Genomic DNA, 21,989 nt, shown 5'->3' with positions numbered 1-21,989 from the left:
GGGCAAGGGGATAGGGGGCTTGACGCCCGAACATGAGGTCGTCGCGGTGGCCGCCGATGGAGGCGCCGGTGCGGATGAGCTCCTTGCACCAGCCCTGCTCGGCGATGTCGCCGACGAAGACGGCGCCGAGCAGCCGGTCGTCCGCGACGATGAGCTTGCGGTAGAGGCCGAGGCCGGGATCGCTCATGAGGATGGTCTCGGAGCCCTCCGGCGCCTCGATGGCGCCGGCGGAGAACACCGGCAGGCCCGAGACCTTGAGGCTGGTGGACAGGGAGGTGCCGAGATAGGCCGCGTCCTCGCCGACGAGGTGGCGGCTCAGGGCCTCGGCCTGCTCGTAGGCGGGCTCGACGAGGCCGTAGACCATACCCCGGTGCTCGGCGCATTCGCCGAGGGCGAAGATGCGGGCGTCCGAACTCTGCATCCGGTCGTCGACCTTGATGCCGCGTCCGGTCTCGATCCCGGCGCCCTGCGCCAGGGCGATGTTGGGGCGCACGCCCACCGACATCACCACGAGGTCGGCGGGCAGCACGGTGCCGTCGGAGAGGATCAGGCGCTCGACCCGGCCTTCGCCCTCGATGGTGGCGGTGTCGGCCTTGAGCAGCACCGTGACGCCGCGGGCCTCCATGGCGCGCTTCACGAGGCCGGCGGCGGCGTGGTCGAGCTGGCGCTCCATCAAGCGGTCCATGACGTGCAGGAGCGTGGTGTCGACCCCGAGGCGCGCGAGGCCGACGGCGGCCTCGAGGCCGAGGAGCCCGCCGCCGATGACGATGGCGCGGGCGTGCTCCACCGCCGCCTTGCGGATGGCCGCGACGTCGGCGAGATCGCGGAACGTCAGCACGCCGGGCAGGTCCATGCCGGGCTTGGCCAACCGGATCGGCACCGACCCCACGGCGAGCACGAGCTTGTCGAAGGGCAGGACGTGGGTCTCGCCCACCATCACGAGGGCGTTCTCGCGGTCGACCTGCGTCACCGGCGCGCCGGTGATGAGGCGGATGCCGTGGTCCTCGTACCAGTCGAGGCCCCGGAAGGCGCAGCCGGCCTCGTCGACCTCGCCGCCGAGCAGGGACGAGAGCAGGACGCGGTTGTAGGCGGCCTGCGGCTCGGCGCCGACGACGATGACGTCGTAGCGCCCCGGCGCCCGCTCGGTGAGGCGTTCGAGAAACCGTAACGACGCCATGCCGTTGCCGATGACGACCAACCGCTCCCTCATGACGGCCGTATCCTCAGGCCGCCATGGCCGGCTTGGCGTGCCGGGCATAGAGGAACTCGAGGACCGCGGCGCGGGCATGGGTGTAGGTGGCGTCCTCGACGAGGTCGAGGCGCCGGCGCGGGCGCTCCAGATCGACGGTCAGGATCTCGCCGACGGTGGCCGAGGGACCGTTGGTCATCATCACGATGCGGTCGGAGAGCAGCACCGCCTCGTCGACGTCGTGGGTGATCATGATGACGGCGTTCTTGAGCCGCGCATGGATGTCCATGAGCGAATCCTGCAGGTGCGCGCGGGTCAGCGCGTCGAGGGCGCCGAACGGCTCGTCGAGGAGCAGGACCTTCGGCTCCATGGCGAGTGCGCGGGCGATGCCGACGCGCTGCTTCATGCCGCCCGAGATCTCGCTCGGGCGCCGGTCGGCGGCGTGGGTCATGTTCACGAGCGCGAGGTTGTGGTCGATCCAGGCCCCGCGCTCGGCGCGGGACTTCCTGCCCTTGAAGACCTTGTCGACGGCGAGCGCCACGTTCTCGCGCACGGTCAGCCACGGCAGGAGGGAGTGGTTCTGGAACACCACGGCGCGGTCCGGGCCGGGGCTGTTCACTTCCTTGTCTTCGAGGAGGACGCCGCCGGTCGAGGCCTTGAGCAGGCCGGCGACGATGTTGAGGACCGTCGACTTGCCGCAGCCGGAATGCCCGATGAGGGAGACGAACTCGCCCTTGTCGATCTTGACGCTGACGTCGCGCAGGACCTCGTTGGTGCGGCCAGAGCGGGTGAAGGAGATGCCGACGTTCTCGATGCTGAGATAGGTCATGGGATGATCCTCAGGCCGTCGCGGTGCCGCGGGTGACGAGATTGCCGACGAAGGCGACGAAGCGGTCGAGGATGAAGCCGATGACGCCGACATAGACGAGGGCGACGATGATCTCGGAGATGTGGGAGGAGTTCCACGCGTCCCAGATGAAGAACCCGATGCCGACGCCGCCGATGAGCATCTCGGCCGCCACGATGGCGAGCCAGGACAGGCCGACGCCGATGCGCAGGCCGGTGAAGATGTACGGCGCCGCCGAGGGAAGCATGATCTTGGAGAAGAACTCGATCGGGTTGAGGCGCAGGACCGCCGAGACGTTGCGGTAATCCTGCGGGATGTTGCGGATGCCCACCGCCGTGTTGATGATGATCGGCCAGATCGAGGTGATGAAGATCACGAAGATCGCCGACGGCTGGCCGTCGCGGAAGGCGGCCAGCGAGAGCGGCAGCCAGGCGAGCGGCGGGATCGTGCGCAGGACCTGGAAGATCGGATCGAGGCCGCGCATGGCCCATTCCGACTGCCCGATGAGGGTGCCGACCAGGATGCCCGCCACGGTGGCCAGGGCGAAGCCCAGGGCCACGCGCTGGATGCTGGCGGCGATGTGCCAAAACAGCCCCTTGTCGGTGCCGCCGTTGTCGTAGAACGGGTGGGCGATGATGTCCCAGGCCTCGGTGACGACGCGGGACGGCGGCGGCAGGCCGGCGCCGGGACGCGAGCACAGGAGCTCCCAGATCACCAGGAACGCGATGAGCACCACCACCGGCGGGATCAGGTTTTTCGCGATGGTGTTCAGGGTCGCCATCGTGACGAGGGGCGCGCGCTTCGGCTTGGCCGCTTTCGCGGCGACCGGGCTGGCGGCGATGGTGGAGGTGTTGGCCATCACGCGGTCCTCTTGATGCCGAGGCTGGACAGGTAGGCGGCCGGATCGGCCGGATCGAAGACCTTGCCGTCGAAGAAAGTCTCTTTTCCGCGCGACGTGGAGCTCGGGATCGCGGTGACGCCCAGGGCCTTGGCGGCGTCGCGCCAGATGTCCTCGCGGTTCACCTTGGCGACCAGTGCCTTGGTGTCGGTCTGCGCGTCGAACTTGCCCCAGCGGATGTCCTCGGTGAGGAACCACAGGTCGTGGGACTGGTACGGGTACGAGGCGTTGTCGGCGAAGAACTTCATGATGTGCGGGCTGTTCTCGACCACCCGGCCGTCGCCGTAGTCGATGGTGCCCTTCATCCGGCCGGCGACGTCGGCCACCGGGATGTTGATCCACTGGCGCTTGGCGACGATGCCGGCGAACTCGTCGCGGTTCTCGGGCCTGTCGCACCACATCTGCGCTTCCAGCACCGCCATGGTGAGGGCTTTGGCGGCGTTCGGATACTTCTCGACCCAGGAGGCCCGCATGGCGAAGGCCTTCTCGGGATGGTCCTTCCACAGCTCGCCGGTGGTGAGCGCCGAGAAGCCGAGGCCCTGCTGCACCAGCTGCGCGTTCCACGGCTCGCCGACGCAGAAGCAGTCCATGGTGCCGACCTTCATGTTCGCCACCATCTGGGGCGGCGGCACGACGATGGTCTCGATGTCCTTGTCGGGGTCGATGCCGGCCGACGCCATCCAGTAGCGGATCCAGAGGTCGTGGTTGCCGCCCGGGAAGGTCATGGCCGCCTTCACCGACTTGCCGGAGGCCTTCTTCTTCTCGATGGCCGCCTTGAACGTCTTGGCGTCGAGGCCGACCTTCTGGTCGAGGTATTCCTTGGCCACCGAGATGCACTGGCCGTTGACGTTGAGGCGCGCCAGGATCTGCATGGGCACGGGGACGTTGTTCTGCGTCACCCGGCCGGCGGTGATGAGGTAGGGCATCGGCGACAGGATGTGCGCGCCGTCGATGCCGTTGCCCTCGGAGCCGAGCACGAGGTTGTCGCGGGTCGTGCCCCAGGAGGCCTGCTTCAGCACCTCGACGTCGGGCATGCCGTGCTTGGCGAAGAAGCCCTTTTCCTTGGCGACGAAGAGCGGGCCGGCATCCGTCAGGGCGATGAAGCCGAGCTTGGCCCCCTTCACCTCGGGACCCGCGCCCTGCGCAAAGGCGCCGCCGGGCAGGGCCGTGCGGGCGAGCGCCGCCAGGGACAGGGTCGCGACCGCCCCCTTCAGGATGTTGCGCCGGCTGTTGGCAAAACCATCACTCATCGAAACCGGATTCCTCGCCAGGGCTACAGCCCGCCGAAACAAAAATACCGCCGACCAAGCACTTCCGTCGGACGCAGGAGGATGCGTGCCTTGGGGGAGACTCGGGTCAGCGGCTCTGCCGACGGATGTGGCGCGTCTTCGTTGACGTGCCCCGATGAGCTAGCAGGAGGCATGCCACGGCCCGGATCGCGTGGGGCCGGATCGCGGTGCGAGGTCGTCCGGGGCGCCTAAGCGAATGAGAACTTTGGAATTTGTCCAAAACGTCTCAGGGCGTCGGAGCGCGGCCGGTCCGCCGGGGCCCGCGCCGCCCTTGCATCCGGCCTTGCATCCGGCCCGTCGGGCGCTTGGCACCGCCTGAGGCGAAACGCGGCATTCCGCGTCTCCGCTCCCGCACTGCACAATCCGTATGCAGGGTGCCGGTGACGCGGGCACGCCGCCGGATCAGTTCGCCGGATCAATCCGCCAGGGCGGCCGCGTACAGGTCCGGCCGGTAGAGGGCGCGGGCGCGCTCGGTCAGGGCGGGCGTGGGGACGAACTGGCCGGCCGCCGCCATCTGATCGAGGAGCCAGTCGACCCGGGCGACCCGGGGCTCCTCGACGCGCGGGCCGAACACCACGAAGTCCGGCGCGTCCCGCCGCGTCCCGTCGGGATCGACCACGATGGTGCCGGCCAGGACACGGCGGATCAGGGCCGGTGCCAGGGCGAGGTGGCCGGGGGCCGCCAGCAGGTCCGCGAGTTCGTTGTGGTTCTCCGCTTGCGCGCACCAATGGCCGGCCCGGCGCACCGCCCGCACCAGGGCTCCACTGGCCGGCGCGGCATCGGCGGGCAGGGCCAGCACCTTTTCCGGGCAGTCGGGCGCGAGTTCGCAGCCGAAGGCCGCGATCCGGCCGTAGCCGTCCTCCACCGCGAGGCTGTTCCAGGGGCTGCCGGCGCAGAAGCCGTCGATATGCCCGGCCCGGAGGGCCTCGGCAATGCGCGGCGGCGGAATCACCACGGTCCGGGTCGTCCCGTCGCGGTGGAGGCCGCCGCGGGCGGCGAACAGCCGGAGCTGGTAGGTGTGGCTCGAGAACGGGTGGACGGTGCCGAGGGTCAGCGGACGCCCCTGCCCCGCCCGCTCCCGCGCCACCCGGGCGAAGGCGCGGGCCACCGTGTCCACGTCCGCGCCGTCCGGGCCCATGGCGGCCCAGAGGGCCCGCGAGACGGTGATGGCGTTGCCGTTGAGGTTGAGGGCCAGCGGCACGGCGAGCCGGGTCTCGGGTCCGCTGATCCCGAGGGTGCTGGCCAGCGCCAGGGGCGCCAGCATATGGGCGCCGTCGAGGTGGCCGAGCGCGAGCTTGTCGCGCAGGGTCGCCCAGGAGGGCTCGCGCACGAGGTCCACCGCCAGCCCCTCGGCGGCGGTGAACCCGCCCTCCACGGCGACGATGAGGGCCGCCGCGTCGACGAGGGGCACGTATCCGAGAGCGAGCCTCATCCGAGCAGGTCCGCCGCCGTGACGATGGCGCGGGCGATGTCGGCGATCTTGCGCTTCTCGTTCATGGCCTTGCGCCGCATCAGCCGATAGGCCTCCTCCTCGGGAAGGCCCTTGGCCGTCATCAGGATGCCCTTGGCGCGCTCGATGAGCTTGCGGTCGGCGAGTTCCCCGCGCGCCTCCGAGAGTTCGCGCTGGAGCCGCGCGAAGGCGTTGAAGCGCAGGATCGCCACGTCGAGGATCGAGCGGATGCGCTGGGGGTGGAGGCCGTCGACCACGTAGGCCGAGATGCCCGCATCCACCGCCGCCTGCATCATCGGAACGTCGGAGCGGTCGACGAACATCGCCACGGGCCGCTCGACGTGGCGCGACAGGCCGGACATCTGCTCGAGGATGTCCCGGCTCGGACTCTCGAGGTGGATCACCACCACGTCCGGATTGAGGGCGGCGACCCGGGCCGGCAGGTCGGCGGTGTCGGGCAGGATCACCACGCGGGCGATGCCGGCCGCCGCCAGACCTTCTTCGAGGATCGCGGCGCGTGCCGGGCTCGGATCGATCACGGCGACGGTGAGGGACGGCTCGGTCATCGGGGTCCGAAGGGCAGGGAGGGCCGCCTCACGCTGATCGCACGGGGCTCCGATTCCCGGCAAGGTGAGGTTTTGGGCAGGGCGCGCTTTTGAGCACGACGGTTTCGGGGAGCGGGACGCAGCCGAAGGGAGGCGGTTTACCGTTGCGAAAGGAAATAGCCCAGCTTCCGCCGCAAACGACCCCGCTTATGGGCGTGGGGACAGCGATGGATTGCGAGGATGCCGGCATGACGGAGCGAAACCAGTGCGGATGTGCCGATGAGGGCCTCGGCATGGATGCGACCTCCGGCGTGACGCCGCCCCTGCTGCCCACCCTGCTCATGGCCCTCGTGCTCGGTGGAGGCTCGCTGCTCTGCCGCGAGCCGGACGCGCCCGCGCCGGCTCCCATGGCAGCGCCCCGGACGGTCATCAGCACGACGATGGCGCCGCGGATCGTGGCGGCGCCCGCGATCCAGGTCGCCGAGGCCGCGCCGCCCTTCGTGCCCGCCGCCCTCGCCTTCCCGCGCCAGTTCCCCATCGTCGTGGCCGCCGCTTCGATGACGGCGGTCGCGCAGCACCGTCCGGCCGGCCCCCGCGTCGCCGCCCTGCGCCGGGCCGCTCCCGCCAAGACCCATATCGCCGAAGCCGCCGAGGTCCCGCGTGCGGACCCCGTCGCGAGCGTGGCGCAGGTCGAGGCGCCGGCGCCCGCCGAGGCGGACGATCTGCTGCCCGATCTGGCCCTCCCCTTCGCGCCGGCGATCCGGGCCGTCGGCCGTGCCCGCGACTTCGTCGGCATCCAGGGCGCGGCGGCGCGCACGCAGGCCTCGGCGCTGGGCGGTGCCGTGGTGGATTTCGTCGGCACCCTGCGCTGAACGCAGCCCTGGTTTTCGAGACGGCTCGGTTTCTCGCCCCGCGCGCCCTGGACCCTGCCCCCTCGGGGGACTAGGTGGACGCCATCGACGATGCGTTGCCGCGAGGTGGAACGTGCCGCGGGTTTGCCGGGACGAGGGCGTGGATGGCGGGACGGATCGAGGATTACGCGCTCGTCGGCGACGGCCGCACCGCCGCCCTGATCGGGCGCGACGGCAGCGTCGACTGGCTGTGCTGGCCCCGCTTCGATTCCGCCGCGTGCTTCGCCGCCCTCCTCGGCACCGAGGATCACGGCTTCTGGAAGCTCGGCCCCGCCGACCGGGCGGCGAAGACGTCCCGCCAGTACCGCACCGGTAGCCTCGTCCTCGAGACCCATCACGAGACCGGGACCGGCTGCGTCCGGGTGACCGACTACATGCCGGCCAATGACGGATCGCACCTCGTGCGCATCGTCGACGGCCTGAGCGGCGAGGTCGCCATGCGGATGCATCTGGCCGTGCGCTTCGATTACGGGCTCGCCGTGCCGTGGGTGTCGCACAACGAACTCGGGGACCTGCGCGCCATCTCGGGCCCGCACAAGGTGGTCCTGCGCACCCTCGTTCCGCTCCACGGCGAGGGCCAGACCACGGCCGCCGACTTCTCCGTCGCGGCGGGCGAGAGCGTCGCCTTCACCCTGAGCTACGGCCCCTCCCACGAGGACGACCCGCCGCCGGTGCAGCCGCGCAAGGTTCTGTTCGAGACCGACCGCCATTGGCGCGACTGGTCGAACCGTTCCGCCCACGGTACGCCGTGGGATGCCATCCTTCAGCGCTCGCTCCTGACCCTGAAGGCGCTGATCTACCAGCCCACGGGCGGGATCGTCGCCGCGCCGACCACGTCCCTGCCGGAGGATCTCGGCGGCGTGCGCAACTGGGACTACCGGTTCTGCTGGCTGCGCGATTCCACCTTCACCCTCATCGCCCTGATGGATGGCGGCTACCTCGACGAGGCCCGCGCCTGGCGCGACTGGCTGGTGCGGGCGGTGGCCGGCAACCCGGAGCAGGCCCACATCCTGTACGGCATCGCCGGCGAGCGCATGCTGCCCGAGATCGAGCTCGACTGGCTGCCCGGTTACGAGAACTCGAAGCCCGTGCGCATCGGCAATGCCGCCGTCGAGCAGTTCCAGCTCGACGTCTACGGCGAGATCTTCGACGCCCTCTACCAGGCACGCCAGCGCGGATTGCTCGGCGACGCCGACGGCTGGCGCGTCGGCCAGGCGCTCCTGCGCCACCTCGAGAAGGTCTGGAGCACGCCGGACGAGGGCATCTGGGAGGTGCGCGGCGGACGCCGGCACTTCGTCCATTCCAAGGTGATGGCCTGGGTCGCCTTCGACCGGGCGATCCGCTCCTTCGAAGAGGGCGACACCCGCGTCGACGCCCCGGTGGGGCGCTGGCGCGAGATCCGCGACCAGATCCATGCCGAGGTCTGCGACAAGGGCTTCGACACGCAGCTCAACAGCTTCGTGCAGTCCTACGGTTCGAAGAGCCTCGATGCGAGCCTGCTGCTCATCGCCCATATGGGCTTCCTGCCCCAGACCGACCCGCGCGTGGTCGGGACCGTGGAGGCCATCGGCCGGACCCTGATGCGCGACGGCTTCATCCTGCGCTACGACACCGAGGACCAGACCACGGACGGCCTGCCGGGCGACGAGGGCGCGTTCCTGCCGTGCAGCTTCTGGTACGCCGACAACCTCATCGGCCTCGGCCGCTGCGAGGAGGCCCGCGCCCTGATCGAGAAGCTCATCGGCGTCTGCAACGATGTCGGCCTCGTCTCGGAGGAGTACGACGTGAAGGCCAAGCGCCTCGTCGGCAACTTCCCGCAGGCGTTCAGCCACGTCACACTGGTGAACACCATCCTGAACTACAGCCGGGCCAACGGGCCGGCCCGGGAACGCAGCGCGGGCGCCGAGGACGGAACCAGGAACGGGGACGGAACCGGCACCCGGGGCGCACGCCTCCGGGCCGACGGGACGGCCGAGACGATGCCCGCCTGACGGCGGCGTCGACGTGAATCGAGGTGGATGGGGCCGGCATCGCGCCGGCGACCCTCCACGGGACGAGGGCTGGACCCGCGGCGTGGGCGGCCCAGGCGATACGAAGGAAGACGAGACCATGAGCGGAGCCGACACCAAGCCGAGCGAGGCCCTGAGCCCCATCGACAAGCTCAGCATCGACACCCTGCGCACCCTGGCCATCGACGCGGTGCAGAAGGCGAATTCCGGCCATGCCGGCGCGCCGATGGCCCTGGCGCCCGTGGCCTACACCCTGTGGAACCGGTACCTGCGCTACGATCCGGCCCACCCGCACTGGCCCAACCGCGACCGGTTCGTGCTCTCGGCCGGTCACGCCTCGATGCTGCTCTACGGCCTGCTGCACCTCGCCGGCGTCGCCCAGACCGATGGCGGCAACGAGCCCGCGGTCTCCCTGGATGATATCAGGAACTTCCGGCAGCTCGACAGCAAGACGCCGGGCCATCCGGAATACCACTTCACCACCGGCGTCGAGACCACCACCGGGCCGCTGGGCCAGGGGGTCGCCAACTCCGTCGGCATGGCCATGGGCGGGCGCTTCCTCGGCGAGACCCTGAACCGGCCCGAGCTGCCGCTGTTCGACTTCAACGTCTACGCCATCTGCTCGGACGGCGACCTCATGGAGGGCGTCGCCTCGGAGGCCGCCTCCATCGCCGGGCACCTGCGCCTGTCGAACCTGTGCTGGATCTACGACAACAACACCATCACCATCGAAGGCCACACCGAGCTCGCCTTCTCCGAAGAGGTCGCGACGCGCTTCCTCGGCTACGGCTGGCAGGTGCTGCGGGTCGCCGACGCCAACGACGTCCACGCGATTTCGGGCGCCCTGGAGACCTTCCTGCAATCCAGCGACCGGCCGACGCTCATCGTGGTCAATTCGATCATCGGTTTCGGCGCGCCGAAGAAGCAGAACACCTCCAAGGCCCACTCCGATGCCCTGGGCGAAGAGGAAGCCAAGGGCGCCAAGCGCGCCTATGACTGGCCCGAGGACGCGCAGTTCCTCGTGCCCGAGGGGGTCCGCGAAAACTTCCAGGCCGGCATCGGCGAGCGCGGTGCGGCGCTCTTCGCCGACTGGGAGCGGTTCATGGGTGAGGCCAAGGCCTCCGATCCCGCCCTGGCCGAAGAGATCGACGCCCTGCACGCGGGTCGCCTGCCCGAGGGCTGGGACCGGGACATCCCGGTCTTCCCGGCCGACGCCAAGGGCATGGCCACCCGCGAATCGTCGGGCAAGGTCCTCAACGCCATCGCGAAAAACGTGCCCCACCTGCTCGGCGGCTCGGCCGATCTCGCGCCGTCCAACAAGACCAAGCTCGAATTCGAGGGTGCCGGTACCCTGTCGCCGTTCGAGCCGGGTGGCCGCAACATCCATTTCGGCGTGCGCGAGCATGCCATGGGCTCCATCGTCAACGGCCTCGGCCTCGTGGGCCTGCGCGCCTACGGCGCCACCTTCCTGGTCTTTGCCGACTACATGCGCCCGCCCATCCGCCTCGCGGCCCTGATGGAGCTGCCGGTCTTCCACGTCTTCACCCACGATTCCATCGGGGTCGGCGAGGACGGGCCGACCCATCAGCCGGTGGAGCAGCTCCTGACCCTGCGGGCGATCCCCGGCCTCGTCACCCTGCGCCCGGCCGACGCCAACGAGGTCGCGGAATCCTATCGCGTCATCATGGGCCTCAAGGACCAGCCGGCGGTGCTCGCCCTCTCCCGCCAGCCCCTGCCGACCCTCGACCGCGAGACCTTCGCGAGTGCCGCCGGCGTCGCCAAGGGCGCCTACGTCCTGGCCGACAGCGACGGCACGCCCGACGTGATCCTCATCGGCACGGGCTCCGAGGTGCAGCTCTGCGTCGGCGCCTACGAGGCCCTGACGGCGGAGGGCGTGAAGGCCCGCGTGGTCTCGATGCCGTCCTGGGACCTGTTCGAGCGCCAGGACGAGGCCTATCGGAACTCGGTCCTGATCCCGGACGTGCTGGCCCGCGTCGCCGTCGAGCAGGGCTCGGTCATCGGCTGGGACCGCTACGCCGGCTCGGCCGGCACGATCATCGGCATGCACACCTTCGGCTCCTCGGCGCCGATCAAGGACCTGCAGACGAAGTTCGGCTTCACCCCGGAGAAGGTGCTTCAGGCGGCGCGCGACCAGATCGCGCGGCACAAGAAGTAGGGTTCGGGGGTTTTCGAACGACGGGACGCGCATCCCCTCCCCCCTTTTCGGGAGAGGGGGCGCATTCCCGGACGACGATGGTTGAACGGCGCCACCCTCTTGCGCGCGACTCACGACGACGGACGACTGGGAGTTTTCGCATGAACCCGCTCAAGGCTCTCTTCCCCGAACAGGGCCAGGCCGTGTGGCTCGACTTCGTCGCCCGCGGCTTCGTCCTCGACGGCAAGCTCAAGGCCCTGGTGGACGCGGACGGCCTGCGCGGCGTGACCTCGAACCCGTCGATCTTCGAGAAGGCCATCGGCGGATCGCAGGAATACGACGCCGCCCTGAAATCCGTGATGGACGAAGGCGACGCCCGGGTCATCGACCTCTACGAGGGCTGCGCCATCGCCGACATCCAGGCGGCGGCCGACGTGCTGCGCCCGGTCTACGAGGCCAGCGACGGCGCCGACGGCTACGTCAGCCTCGAGGTCTCGCCCTACCTCGCCCTGAACACCGAGGACACGCTGGATGAGGCCCGGCGTCTCCACAGGACGGTGGCCCGCGACAACCTGATGGTGAAGGTGCCGGCGACCCGCGAGGGCATCCCGGCGATCCGGGCGCTCACGGCGGACGGCATCAGCATCAACGTCACCCTGCTGTTCTCCGTCGAGACCTACGAGGCCGTGGCCCGTGCCTTCATCGACGGCCTGGAGGAATTCGGCGCCAAGGGCGGCGACGTCTCGAAGGTCGCCAGCGTCGCGAGCTTCTTCATCAGCCGCATCGATGTCGCCGTCGACAAGGCCCTCGACGACAAGATCGCCGCCGGCAGCGCCGACAAGGCGCCCCTCGAAGCCCTCAAGGGCAAGGTCGCCATCGCCAACGCCAAGCTCGCCTACCAGCGCTTCAAGTCCGTCTTCTCGGAAGCGAAGTGGCAGGCCCTTGCGGCAAAGGGCGCCAAGGCCCAGCGCCTGCTGTGGGCGTCCACGGGCGTGAAGAACAAGGCCTATTCCGACGTGCTCTACGTCGAGGAATTGATCGGCCCCGACACCGTCAACACCATGCCGCCGGCCACCATGGACGCCTTTCGCGACCACGGCACGGTCAAGGCCGCCATCGAGACCGACCTCGATGGGGCGAGGGCCGTGATGGACGGCTTGGCCCGCGCCGGCATCGACATCGAACAGGTCGGGGACCAGCTCGTCGACGAGGGCGTGCAGCTCTTCATCGACGCCGCCGACAAGCTCCTCGGCGCGGTCGCGGGCAAGCGCATCGACTTCCTCGGGCCCAAGCTCGACGGCCAGACCCTGGTGCTGCCCGAGCCCATCGCGGCGGAAGCGAAGAAGGCCGTCGAGGCCTGGCGTGCCTCGGGCGCCATCCGCCGCCTGTGGGCTCACGACAAGACCGTCTGGTCGAACGCCGACGAGGACAAGTGGCTCGGCTGGCTGCGGATCGTCGAGGACGAACTCGCCCACGTCTCCGATTACGCCGCCTTCGCCGACGACGTGCGCCAGACCGGTTTCACCGACGTGGTGGTCCTCGGCATGGGCGGCTCCAGCCTCGGCCCCGAAGTGCTGGCCGAGACGTTCGGACACCGCGACGGCTTCCCGACGCTGCGGATCCTCGATTCGACCGATCCCGATCAGGTCCGCGAGACGGAAGCGGCGATCACCCTCGAGACGACTTTGTTCATCGTCGCCTCGAAGTCCGGTTCGACCCTCGAGCCCAACGTGTTTCGCGACTACTTCCTCGGCCGGATGAAGGCGGCGGTGGGCGAGCGCGCCGGGGCGCATTTCGTCGCCGTCACCGATCCGGGCTCGGCCATGGAAGCGGCGGCCAAGGCCGACAACTTCAGAAAAATCTTCTACGGCGTGAAGCAGATCGGCGGGCGCTACTCCGTGCTCTCGGCCTTCGGCCTCGTGCCGGCGGCGGCCTCTGGCATCGACGTGAAGGCGTTCCTCGACACCGCCCGCACCATGGTCCGCTCCTGCGGCCCGGCCGTGCCGCCGGCGCAGAACCCGGGCGTACTCCTCGGCACGGCACTGGGCGCCGCTGCCCTGGCGGCGGGGCGCGACAAGGTCACGTTCATCGCCTCCCCGGGCATCGACACGTTCGGCGCCTGGGCCGAGCAGCTCATCGCCGAATCCACCGGCAAGGACGGCCATGGCCTGATCCCCATCGACGGCGAGCCCGTCGACGTGCCGGCCGTGTACGGACTCGACCGGATCTTCGTGTACCTGCGCCTCGACAATCGCGCCGATGCGCGCCAGGACGAGGCCGTGCGCAGCCTCGAACGCGAGGGCCATCCCGTCGTCCACATCACCCTGGCGAACGAAGAGCAGCTGCCGCAGGAATTCTTCCGCTTCGAGATCGCCACGGCGGTGGCCGGGGCCATGCTCGGCATCAACCCGTTCGACCAGCCCGACGTCGAAGCGAGCAAGATCGAGACGAAGAAGCTGTTCGATGCGGCCGAGGCGAGCGGGGCTCTCCCCGCCGAGACGCCGCTGTTCTCCGACGACACCATCGCGCTCTACGCCGACCCGAAGAATGCCGGGGCCCTGCCCCAGGCATCGGATGGATTGGATGCGGCCCTCAAGGCCCATCTCGGCCGGGCCAAGGCCGGCGACTACGTCGCCCTGCTGGCCTACGTCGCGCGCAACCCGAAGCACCACGCGATCCTGCAGGACGCCCGCGTGGCGCTCCGCGACAAGACCCGCCTCGCCACCTGCCTCGAATTCGGCCCGCGCTTCCTCCACTCCACGGGCCAGGCCTACAAGGGTGGGCCCGACACCGGATTGTTCCTGCAGATCACCGCCGATCCGTCGGAGGATCTGTCGATCCCGGGGCGCACCCTCGGCTTCGGCACCGTGGTGGCGGCCCAGGCGCGCGGCGACTTTTCGGTCTTGGCCGAGCGCGGCCGGCGGGCCCTGCGGGTCCACATCAGGGGCGGCGACGTCGAGGCCGGCCTGAAGCGCATCGCCGCCGCGCTCAAGGCGGCCCTGGCCTGACATAAGCGTCCTCTCCTCCCCCTTGCGGGGAGGAGCCGGAGGTGGGGGTCGTGCAGAAGGCACCGCCGCGCCCGTCCGGCACCACCCCCACCCCTGACCCCTCCCCGCAAGGGGGAGGGGAAAAACGCACGGAGATCACCCATGCAACTCGGCATGATCGGCCTCGGCCGGATGGGCGGCAACATCGTCCGCCGGCTCCTGCGCGACGGGCACACGGCCGTAGTGTTCGACCAGAGCCCGGAGGCCGTGGCGGCCCTCGTCGCCGAGGGCGCCACCGGGGCGGCGAGCCTCGAGGAGTTCGTGCAGACGCTCGACGCGCCGCGCAATGCCTGGGTGATGCTGCCGGCGGGCGCCATCACGGAGGGCACGGTGGCGAAGCTCGGCGGCCTCATGGCCGCCGACGACGTGATCATCGACGGTGGCAACTCGTTCTACAAGGACGACATCCGCCGCGCCGCCGAGCTGAAGCCGAAGGGCATCCACTACGTCGATGTCGGCACCTCCGGCGGCGTCTGGGGCCTGGAGCGCGGCTACTGCATGATGATCGGCGGCGACGACGCGGCCCTCGCGCGCCTCGACCCGATCTTCAGGACCCTGGCACCCGGCGCCGGCAGCATTCCCAAGACCCCCGGCCGCGACGGCCGCGATGCCCGCGCTGAAGAGGGTTACATCCATGCCGGGCCGAGCGGGGCCGGCCACTTCGTCAAGATGATCCACAACGGCATCGAGTACGGCCTGATGCAGGCCTATGCCGAGGGCTTCGACATCCTCAAGCACGCCAACTCGCCGGATCTGCCCGAGGGCCAGCGCTTCGACCTCAACATCGGCGACATCGCCGAGGTGTGGCGGCGCGGCAGCGTGGTCTCGTCCTGGCTCCTCGACCTCACCGCCGGGGCGCTGGCCGGCGACGAGAGCCTGTCGGACTTCTCCGGCTTCGTCGCCGATTCCGGCGAGGGCCGCTGGACCCTCAATGCCGCCATCGAGGAATCGGTGCCTGCCAACGTGCTCTCGGCCGCCCTCTACGCCCGCTTCCGCTCCCGCGAGGATGCCAGCTACGCCGACAAGCTGCTTTCGGCCATGCGCAAGGGATTTGGCGGTCACCAGGAGCCGAAGTAGGGACCCGCCCATCCCATCGCTACCGCGACGTCGAGGACCACGCGATGATCCCGCTGCCGAAGAACTCCGAGATCCTGCCTGATGCGGACGCCGTGGCGCGGGCGGCGGCCGACCGCCTCGTCGCCCTGTGCGCGGCGGCCCCGGACCGGCCCGTCGCCGTCTGCCTCTCGGGCGGTTCGACCCCGAAGCGCCTCTATGCCCTTCTGGCCGGCCCGGACTATCGCGACGCCCTCCCCTGGGCGAGGCTGCACTGGTTCTTCGGCGACGACCGCCACGTGCCCTGGGACGATGCGGCGAGCAACGTCCGCATGGCCCGCGAGGCTTTCGCCGGGGCGCCGATCCCCGTTGACAACCTCCACGGCATTCCCACGGAGGGGACCCTGGAGGCGGATGCGGCGGCTTACGGGACGGAATTGAACGCGTTCTACGGCGCCGACCGCCTCGACCCGGGCCGGCCCCTGTTCGACCTCGTCCTCCTCGGTCTCGGCGAGGACGGCCACACCGCTTCGTTGTTTCCGGGAAAGCCCGCCTTGGACGAGGCCACGGCCTGGGTCGCTCCGGTGCCGGAGGCGGGGCTCGCCCCGTTCGTCCCGCGCATCACCCTGACGTTCCCGGTCCTTGCCTCAGCCCGCAGCGTCCTCTTCCTGGTGACGGGGGAGGCCAAGCGCGCACCCCTCGAACGCCTTGCCGAAGGCGAAACCCTTCCGGCGTTCCGCGTCGCGGGCCCCGTCACTTGGCTGTTGGATCGTGCCGCCGCGGGGGCCTGAACCCCGCGAAATAGATCAGTTTGAGGCGGCGACGGTCCAGGGCATGATGACCCGCATGGACGCGGTCTCGGCCTGCACCGGCGCGACGCTCGTCGGCAGGACCTTGCGCGCCTTGGCTGCCATCCGCCGTGCCTCGTCGGCCGGGATCGCGCCCACGGGCATCACCATCGCCGACAGCAGGGCGCGGGTGTGCCGATCGACGAAGGCTGAACGGCCGACGCCCTCGAAATCGCGCGCCGCGTGCCGCTTGTCCGGGTTGCCGGTGAACACCTTCACACCCTCCTTGAGCACGACGATGTCGCCGGGCCGCAGGGTCTCGTCCTTCATGAACGCGGCGGCCGGTCCGGCGCTCAGGTCGAGGGGGGTCTGACGGTCGCTCACCCGAATCTTGAGGGGCTCGGCCTTCGGCAGGGCGGCGTAGCGCATGTTCGGCCGGGGGCGGGTGTTCAGGGCCCGCGCCGCGCGGCGGACATTCATCTGCCGTTGGGTCGGCCACGCCGCGGCGTCCGCAGCGGGTGCCGGTTGCATCGCCACGGGCTGGCTCGGCTGGAACAAGCGCTGGAACAGGCCGCCGAGACCGTCATCGGCCGCGATGGCCTGGTTCGGAAGGGTAAAGCTCAGGGCGGTGAAGAGCGCAACGGCGACACCGCCGCGCACGAAAGACGGAGCTCGGGTCATGGGAAATCGGCTCTCGTTGTCAATCCCCGCCGCACGCTGGGATGAGCCTTTAACAAAAGCTCAACCTGAACAGTTCCCACGGGGTCGTGTGGTTTCTTGAGGGGGCTCGCAACTCATCTGTCGTGCACGGTACGAATTGGTTCCGGACGATACCAACGGATGATGCACGTCTCAGAGGCCGGATGGGAAATCCTGATCCGCGCGTCTCGATCCGGCACGGATTCGTAGGGCGAAACGGTGATCCTTTCGCCACGCCAGGTGCAATTTCGTTAACGCAAGGGAAACGATTCGCCTCTGGCGACTTTACCGTCCCTGCGATTCATCCTGCATGCGAACGGGTCCACCGACGCCGGGGGGATCGCCTGGGAGTCTTCGAGCCGTGACTGAAACCAGCCATCTCATGCCCTCCGGCGATCTTGCCTCCGATCCCGTGGTGTTTGGCGTTGCCCAGGGCTTGTCCCAGTTGTTCCCGCCCGTGGCACATCCGGATGGCGTCTTCGTCGATGACGCAACCGGAGAGGATTCCGGCGAAGCGGATGCGATGGCCTGAGCCTCGGGCTCGCGTTCGGAAGGTTCGAACCGGCCGCTCTGGCCGGGCGCCTCCAGGGTGGAGGCCGGCGCTGAATCGGTATCGGGGTGTGCCCGGGCCAGCAGTCCATGGCTTGGTTGGTTTGCCGCCGGGGGACACCGTTTTACGCGCGTAAACGCATGACGGCGGAGAGACATCAGTCGCGATCGCCATCCGCCAAGAATTCGTGTTCGTCCGAGTTTTTTGGATGAAAGTGATCCGGCAAATGGGATCGCGCGCAGCGCCCTTCCCATCACACTGAAGACTGATCCGCTGTTACGAAAGACGGAACGATCGGGCAATCTCGGAGATTGAATGGGTCCTCAGTCAAAGGAGAATACCGTGAACCGGACCCTGCAAACCCTCGCCATCCTGACGGTCCTCGGCGCCAGCCCGGCCCTCGCCCAGACCACCGTGACCGGAACGCCCGCCCCCGACGCCAAGTCGAGTGCCACCTCCGGCGGCCAGGAAGCCGTGACCCGGCCCAACACCGACCGGCCGGATGCGGCCAAGCCCGGCACGGCCCATGCCGCCACGGGCGCCAAGCTCGAGGAAGGCGCCAACAGCTTCACCGAGGCCCAGACGCATCACCGCCTCACCGAGGCCGGCTACAAGGACGTCAAAGGCCTGACCAAGGACGACAAGGGCATCTGGCGGGCCGACGCGATGCTCGATGGCAAGCCCGTCAAGGTCGGCATCGACTTCAAGGGCAACGTCGCCGCGCATTGAGCGTGTCCCGCGAAGATTGCCCCGACATGAGGGGGCTTTTCGCGGGGACCCGAGCGGCCCACGGGGTTCCGTGAGCGCTTCGCCGATCCCGAGTCCGCGTTTCAGACCTGAACAGGAGTCCACCATGGCCCAGCAGACCATTACGGCCCTCTACGACAATTACGACGATGCCAGCGCCGCCGTGGCGAAGATCGAGACCCTCGGCGTCCCGCACAGCGACATCAGCATCGTCGGCAGCAACGAGGGCGACCGCCACGCCGGACGCGTCGCCTCCCCGACAGCGACGCACGACCACACCGACACCGCCGAGAGCACCGCGACGGGGGCCGGCACCGGCGCCACCGTCGGCACGGTTCTGGGTGGTGCCGCTGGCCTGCTCACGGGCCTCGGCCTGATGGCGATCCCCGGCGTCGGCCCCGTGGTGGCGGCCGGCTGGCTCGTCGCCACCCTCACGGGCGCCGGCATCGGCGCGGCGGCGGGTGGTCTTGCCGGTGGCCTCACCGGGGCGGGCTTGAGCGAGACGGACGCCCATACCTACTCCGAGGGTGTGCGCCGTGGCGGCACCCTGGTGACCGTCCGGGCGGACGAAGCCCGCGCCACCGCGGTGATGGACATCCTCGAGGAGCACGGCTCCATCGACATCGACGAGCGGGCTCAGGGCTGGCGCGCCGAGGGCTGGACCGCCCCGCAGGCCGCCGCGGCGTCCGATCCGGCCGTCCTGTCCGGGACGCCTGAGGGCCGCGCCCGCGTCCGGTCCTACCCGTCGAACCCGGTCTGACATCGGGCCATCATCGGCGAACGTCACCGTCCGGAACCTTGCGCCCCGCGATTCGTCGCGGGGCGTTTTTGCGTGCGTGCTCCGCTCGTCCCACGCACGCAAAAACGCCGGCCTCGCGCGTTACGCGATCCGGTCGAGGCAGCCATGGTGAGAAAAGTGGGTCCCGGGGCCGAAGCCCCGGGTTCTGTTTCGACGGTTACCCTACCGCAAGATGCTTACGCCGCGAGGCGGGCATCCATGACAACGTTATCGTTGGCATTTAGAGTTTTGGTCAGATGCCTGGAATAGGGGTTGCCTACGCCAAACCGGTCGAAACCTTACCGACAGTCGCATCGTATCCCACCGAAGTGAGACTGAACTCGCGATCCCTTTACCGCCCAGTCGATCCTATTTCGCCCCCATCAGAAACCCACCATCGACGGGATGGGCTTTTGGTGGAGGCGCCGGAGTACTGCCCTCCGGGTCCTGAAACGTTATTATGAACCGGTCATCAACCGCACCCGGAATATAAGCGATGCCCGGCCCGGGGTCCAGTGCGGCGGATCGCGGAAACGACGCGGTCACGCCTCGTCGGACTGGTCCGCGTACCATTCCGCATAGGGGGTGTTGCGGGCCATGCGGCGGTTGAGGTCCGGCGCGCCGTCCGTCCACCACACCGGGCCGCGTTCCCCGAGGCCCCGCTTGGCCCGCTCGACGGCGGCCCGCGCCTGCGCAACCGCCTCCGGATCGCCCGCCTGCCGGCCGGCCTTCACCGCCCGCCTCGCATCCATGAGGTCGTGGACGAGGCCGTCGCGGATGTCCGGGGCCAGATCCGGCCGGGTCCGCCGCCAGAGCCGGCCGCGCACGACGATGTAGCGCCCGTCCGGGGTTTCGAGCATGGCACGGTCAGGCGCGAGCGTGGCGCTGCTCGTCGATGAGCGCTTCCACCGCCGCGATGGTGTTCTCGAGGTCGGCAATCCGCCGCAGCATGCTGTCGGGTGGCACCATGGCGACTTTCGCCGCGTCGAGGATGAGATCGCGCTGAGCGTTCTTCAGGCGATCGAGGAGCGTTTCCAGGTCTGACATGGCCCTCGCCTTACGGCATCGGCCATGAAAGTGGAATCCGGTTTTCGAGAAAGCCGTTGGGGAAACAAGACCCTACGGCCGTTCCCCGAAAGGTCCGTCCGGATCGGACCTCGGCGGCGGCAGCCCATACGCCCGTGCTACGGATTGGGCGGCGTGGGCGTGCCCTCGATGAGGGCCGCGATGGCATCGAGGAGGGCGGTGTCCTCCCCGGCCATGGCCTCCATGGCGGTCATCCGGCGCAGGACCGTGGCGGTGATGGTCTCTTCCACCGTCCCTTCGGCGAAAGCGTAGTAGATCGTCGCCCGCTCGCCGTCGCGATGGCAGCGGCCCTCGATCTGCGCCAGCTGGATCGCGCTGTGGCGCATGTCGTGGATGACGAGGGACCGTACCGCCTCGCCCCCCGTCATCTCGTTGCGGTGGAGCGAGATCGACTCGGTCACGGTGAAGATGACCACGTCGCGGGCACCGGTCTGGAACGCCACCCGTTCGGCCTCGTTGGCGGCGTCAGCTCGCGTCCCGTCGATGGCGCCCGTGCGCCAGCCGCGCCGGGTTAGGGTCTCGGCCAGGGCCGCGCCGGTCTCGAGGAAGGCGACGGACACCGCCACGGCCTCGCCGGACTCAAGCAGGGTCTCGACGAAATCCGCCGTGCCGGCGACCCGGAGCAGGCTCGCTTTCTGGCGAAAGCGCAGGTCGGCCGCCCAGCCGGCCGGGCGGCGGGCGCTGCCGCCGAGCAGACCCCAGCTCCGGCGGAACTCCCGCCAGTTGGCGTCGTAGAGCCGGCGCGCCGCGGGATCGAGGGCGGTGGCGGCGAGTTCGCGCTGCACCTCCGGCCAGCCGGCGATGTCACCGGGCCGGCGGCGCAGGCCGATGGCGTCCGGTCCGGCATAGAGCAGCTCCGCCATCACGGCGCAGTCGCGGGGGTTGGCCGTCCAGCGCCAGTTGGCCCAGCGACCCTTCGCCCCGCCGATGCCGAGGCGCCGCAGGAGATCGCGAAACTCCGCGAGGGTATCGCAGGGGGCGCCGGCGGCTGCCCCCAGGAGGCGTCCGAGATAGGACAGCTCGTGGGGGGCCTGGCCGGCGGTGGCGCTGAGATAGACTGCGAACCGCGCGGCCTGGGCGAGCTGGCGGCAGACGAGGGTCTGCTGGGCCGTCGGATTGCGGAGGCGGTGGCTCTCGTCGAAGGCGACCAGGGACCAGGTCCGCTTCAACTGGCCGTGCTTGGCGAGTTCGTTGTTCCTGGCCCGCGTCGAGCGCCGCTTGCTCGCCGCCGGCGGCGCCATGAGGGATTTGGTGCGCTCATAGTTGAGCAGGGTCACGGACTTCGCTGACAGGCCCGCCTGCGCGATGGTGCGCCGCCATTGCGGCATTGCTCCCTTGGGGCAGACGATGAGGATGTCGGGCTCCGGCATACGAGCCAGGGCGCTCCACACCGACAGGGTTTTTCCCAGGCCGGTCATGTCGCCGAGCAGGAACCCGGGTTTTCCGCCCGTCCGCGCGGCGAGGATAGCCCGTGCGGCCTGTTCCTGATGCGGCCTTGGGACGAGGACGGTCTGGGGTTCGGCGATGGGAACGGCTCCGTTGGCGGGCGATCATCGGACGGCAAAAAGCCCCCGACCGTTGAGGATCGGGGGCTTTTTGGTCTGTTTGGTATTTGGTTGCGGGGACAGGATTTGAACCTGTGACCTTCAGGTTATGAGCCTGACGAGCTACCGGGCTGCTCCACCCCGCGCCAGGGTGTTTTGCCTTTGGGGCAAGTTCGGATCGTCTGGAGGGAATGCTGAGGTTTTGAGATGTGCTGTGCAGGTCTGGCGGCGACCGACTCTCCCGTGTCTTGAGACACAGTACCATGGGCGCTGGTGCGTTTAACGGCCGAGTTCGAGATGGGATCGGGTTCTGGGCACACCGCTCAAACCACCAGACCGGCGCAGCACATCGTTCGGCAAGTCGCAGCGAAGCGGAGATCCCCGCGCAGGCGGGGACCCAGGTC

19 protein-coding genes, 1 tRNA gene, 1 rRNA gene and 1 other RNA gene are annotated in these 21,989 nt (G+C 69.5%); 9 read left to right on the top strand and 13 right to left on the bottom strand.

Annotated features, from left to right (window positions below):
* From FV218_RS17300 to FV218_RS17275, 6 genes are all read right to left on the bottom strand, one after another.
* A partial coding sequence (locus FV218_RS17300; RefSeq protein ID WP_147710879.1) for an FAD-dependent oxidoreductase occupies nucleotides 1-1,210 on the bottom strand: 1,210 nt, incomplete at its 3' end.
* 13 nt (nucleotides 1,211-1,223) lie between these two features.
* Nucleotides 1,224-2,018 (bottom strand): ABC transporter ATP-binding protein, encoded by a 795-nt coding sequence (locus tag FV218_RS17295; protein ID WP_147710878.1) that lies wholly within the window; start codon nucleotides 2,016-2,018, stop codon nucleotides 1,224-1,226.
* Between the two features lie 10 nt (nucleotides 2,019-2,028).
* A complete protein-coding gene (gene ntrB / locus FV218_RS17290; protein ID WP_056091838.1) occupies nucleotides 2,029-2,895 on the bottom strand; it encodes a nitrate ABC transporter permease in 867 nt (288 codons plus the stop codon).
* Nucleotides 2,895-4,184 (bottom strand): CmpA/NrtA family ABC transporter substrate-binding protein, encoded by a 1,290-nt coding sequence (locus FV218_RS17285; RefSeq protein ID WP_056091835.1) that lies wholly within the window; start codon nucleotides 4,182-4,184, stop codon nucleotides 2,895-2,897. Before FV218_RS17285 ends, ntrB begins: the two co-directional genes overlap by 1 nt.
* A gap of 454 nt (nucleotides 4,185-4,638) precedes the next feature.
* Complete coding sequence (locus tag FV218_RS17280) at nucleotides 4,639-5,655, bottom strand: CmpA/NrtA family ABC transporter substrate-binding protein (RefSeq protein ID WP_056091833.1); 1,017 nt, start codon at nucleotides 5,653-5,655, stop codon at nucleotides 4,639-4,641.
* Complete coding sequence (locus FV218_RS17275) at nucleotides 5,652-6,239, bottom strand: ANTAR domain-containing protein (protein ID WP_056091829.1); 588 nt, start codon at nucleotides 6,237-6,239, stop codon at nucleotides 5,652-5,654. The genes FV218_RS17280 and FV218_RS17275 overlap by 4 nt, the downstream gene beginning before the upstream one ends.
* Nucleotides 6,240-6,511: 272 nt before the next feature.
* Here FV218_RS17275 and FV218_RS17270 point away from each other — a divergent pair, with 272 nt between their 5' ends.
* The 6 genes from FV218_RS17270 to pgl all read left to right on the top strand — a co-directional run bounded on the left by FV218_RS17270 (nucleotide 6,512) and on the right by pgl (nucleotide 16,184).
* The gene (locus FV218_RS17270) at nucleotides 6,512-7,090 is read left to right on the top strand and encodes a hypothetical protein (RefSeq protein ID WP_147710877.1); all 579 of its coding nucleotides are present in this window, start codon (nucleotides 6,512-6,514) and stop codon (nucleotides 7,088-7,090) included.
* 143 nt (nucleotides 7,091-7,233) lie between these two features.
* The gene (locus FV218_RS17265) at nucleotides 7,234-9,120 is read left to right on the top strand and encodes a glycoside hydrolase family 15 protein (RefSeq protein WP_147710876.1); all 1,887 of its coding nucleotides are present in this window, start codon (nucleotides 7,234-7,236) and stop codon (nucleotides 9,118-9,120) included.
* Between the two features lie 118 nt (nucleotides 9,121-9,238).
* Nucleotides 9,239-11,314 (top strand): transketolase, encoded by a 2,076-nt coding sequence (tkt, locus tag FV218_RS17260; protein WP_147710875.1) that lies wholly within the window; start codon nucleotides 9,239-9,241, stop codon nucleotides 11,312-11,314.
* 140 nt (nucleotides 11,315-11,454) lie between these two features.
* Entirely contained in the window at nucleotides 11,455-14,301 is a 2,847-nt protein-coding gene (locus tag FV218_RS17255; protein WP_147710874.1) for a bifunctional transaldolase/phosoglucose isomerase, read from the top strand.
* 141 nt (nucleotides 14,302-14,442) lie between these two features.
* Complete coding sequence (gnd, locus tag FV218_RS17250) at nucleotides 14,443-15,417, top strand: phosphogluconate dehydrogenase (NAD(+)-dependent, decarboxylating) (RefSeq protein WP_056091822.1); 975 nt, start codon at nucleotides 14,443-14,445, stop codon at nucleotides 15,415-15,417.
* Nucleotides 15,418-15,461: 44 nt separating this feature from the next.
* Nucleotides 15,462-16,184, top strand: a complete 723-nt coding sequence (gene pgl / locus FV218_RS17245) for a 6-phosphogluconolactonase (RefSeq protein ID WP_147710873.1) — start codon at nucleotides 15,462-15,464, stop codon at nucleotides 16,182-16,184.
* A gap of 15 nt (nucleotides 16,185-16,199) precedes the next feature.
* Here the strand turns inward: pgl and FV218_RS17240 are convergent, their stop codons facing one another.
* Nucleotides 16,200-16,862 carry a hypothetical protein gene (locus tag FV218_RS17240; protein WP_147710872.1) on the bottom strand — a complete coding sequence of 221 codons (663 nt, stop codon included), beginning with the start codon at nucleotides 16,860-16,862 and terminating at the stop codon, nucleotides 16,200-16,202.
* A gap of 379 nt (nucleotides 16,863-17,241) precedes the next feature.
* On the opposite strand from FV218_RS17240, the gene FV218_RS22865 reads away from it, so the two are divergent.
* From FV218_RS22865 to FV218_RS17230, 3 genes are all read left to right on the top strand, one after another.
* Nucleotides 17,242-17,412, top strand: coding sequence for a hypothetical protein (locus tag FV218_RS22865; RefSeq protein ID WP_157085545.1), 171 nt, complete (start codon nucleotides 17,242-17,244; stop codon nucleotides 17,410-17,412).
* Nucleotides 17,413-17,772: 360 nt separating this feature from the next.
* Nucleotides 17,773-18,159 carry a hypothetical protein gene (locus tag FV218_RS17235; RefSeq protein ID WP_147710871.1) on the top strand — a complete coding sequence of 129 codons (387 nt, stop codon included), beginning with the start codon at nucleotides 17,773-17,775 and terminating at the stop codon, nucleotides 18,157-18,159.
* 124 nt (nucleotides 18,160-18,283) lie between these two features.
* Nucleotides 18,284-18,937, top strand: a complete 654-nt coding sequence (locus FV218_RS17230; protein ID WP_056091812.1) for a hypothetical protein — start codon at nucleotides 18,284-18,286, stop codon at nucleotides 18,935-18,937.
* A 173-nt stretch (nucleotides 18,938-19,110) separates the two neighbouring features.
* Here FV218_RS17230 and ssrA read toward each other — a convergent pair.
* The 6 genes from ssrA to rrf all read right to left on the bottom strand — a co-directional run bounded on the left by ssrA (nucleotide 19,111) and on the right by rrf (nucleotide 21,921).
* Nucleotides 19,111-19,474, bottom strand: a transfer-messenger RNA (tmRNA) gene (gene ssrA / locus FV218_RS17225).
* A gap of 23 nt (nucleotides 19,475-19,497) precedes the next feature.
* The gene (locus tag FV218_RS17220; RefSeq protein ID WP_147710870.1) at nucleotides 19,498-19,815 is read right to left on the bottom strand and encodes a hypothetical protein; all 318 of its coding nucleotides are present in this window, start codon (nucleotides 19,813-19,815) and stop codon (nucleotides 19,498-19,500) included.
* Nucleotides 19,816-19,822: 7 nt separating this feature from the next.
* Nucleotides 19,823-20,002: a hypothetical protein gene (locus FV218_RS17215; protein WP_056091807.1), complete on the bottom strand. Its 180-nt coding sequence runs from the start codon at nucleotides 20,000-20,002 to the stop codon at nucleotides 19,823-19,825.
* A gap of 137 nt (nucleotides 20,003-20,139) precedes the next feature.
* Nucleotides 20,140-21,567 carry an SNF2-related protein gene (locus tag FV218_RS17210; protein WP_147710869.1) on the bottom strand — a complete coding sequence of 476 codons (1,428 nt, stop codon included), beginning with the start codon at nucleotides 21,565-21,567 and terminating at the stop codon, nucleotides 20,140-20,142.
* Between the two features lie 87 nt (nucleotides 21,568-21,654).
* Nucleotides 21,655-21,731, bottom strand: a tRNA-Met gene (locus tag FV218_RS17205).
* Nucleotides 21,732-21,805: 74 nt separating this feature from the next.
* Nucleotides 21,806-21,921 (bottom strand): 5S ribosomal RNA (rrf, locus tag FV218_RS17200).
* Between the last annotated feature and the right edge of the window lie 68 nt (nucleotides 21,922-21,989).

Source organism: Methylobacterium sp. WL69, assembly GCF_008039485.1.
Lineage (GTDB): Bacteria > Pseudomonadota > Alphaproteobacteria > Rhizobiales > Beijerinckiaceae > Methylobacterium.
This window is presented reverse-complemented; position numbering and strand designations above follow the sequence as displayed.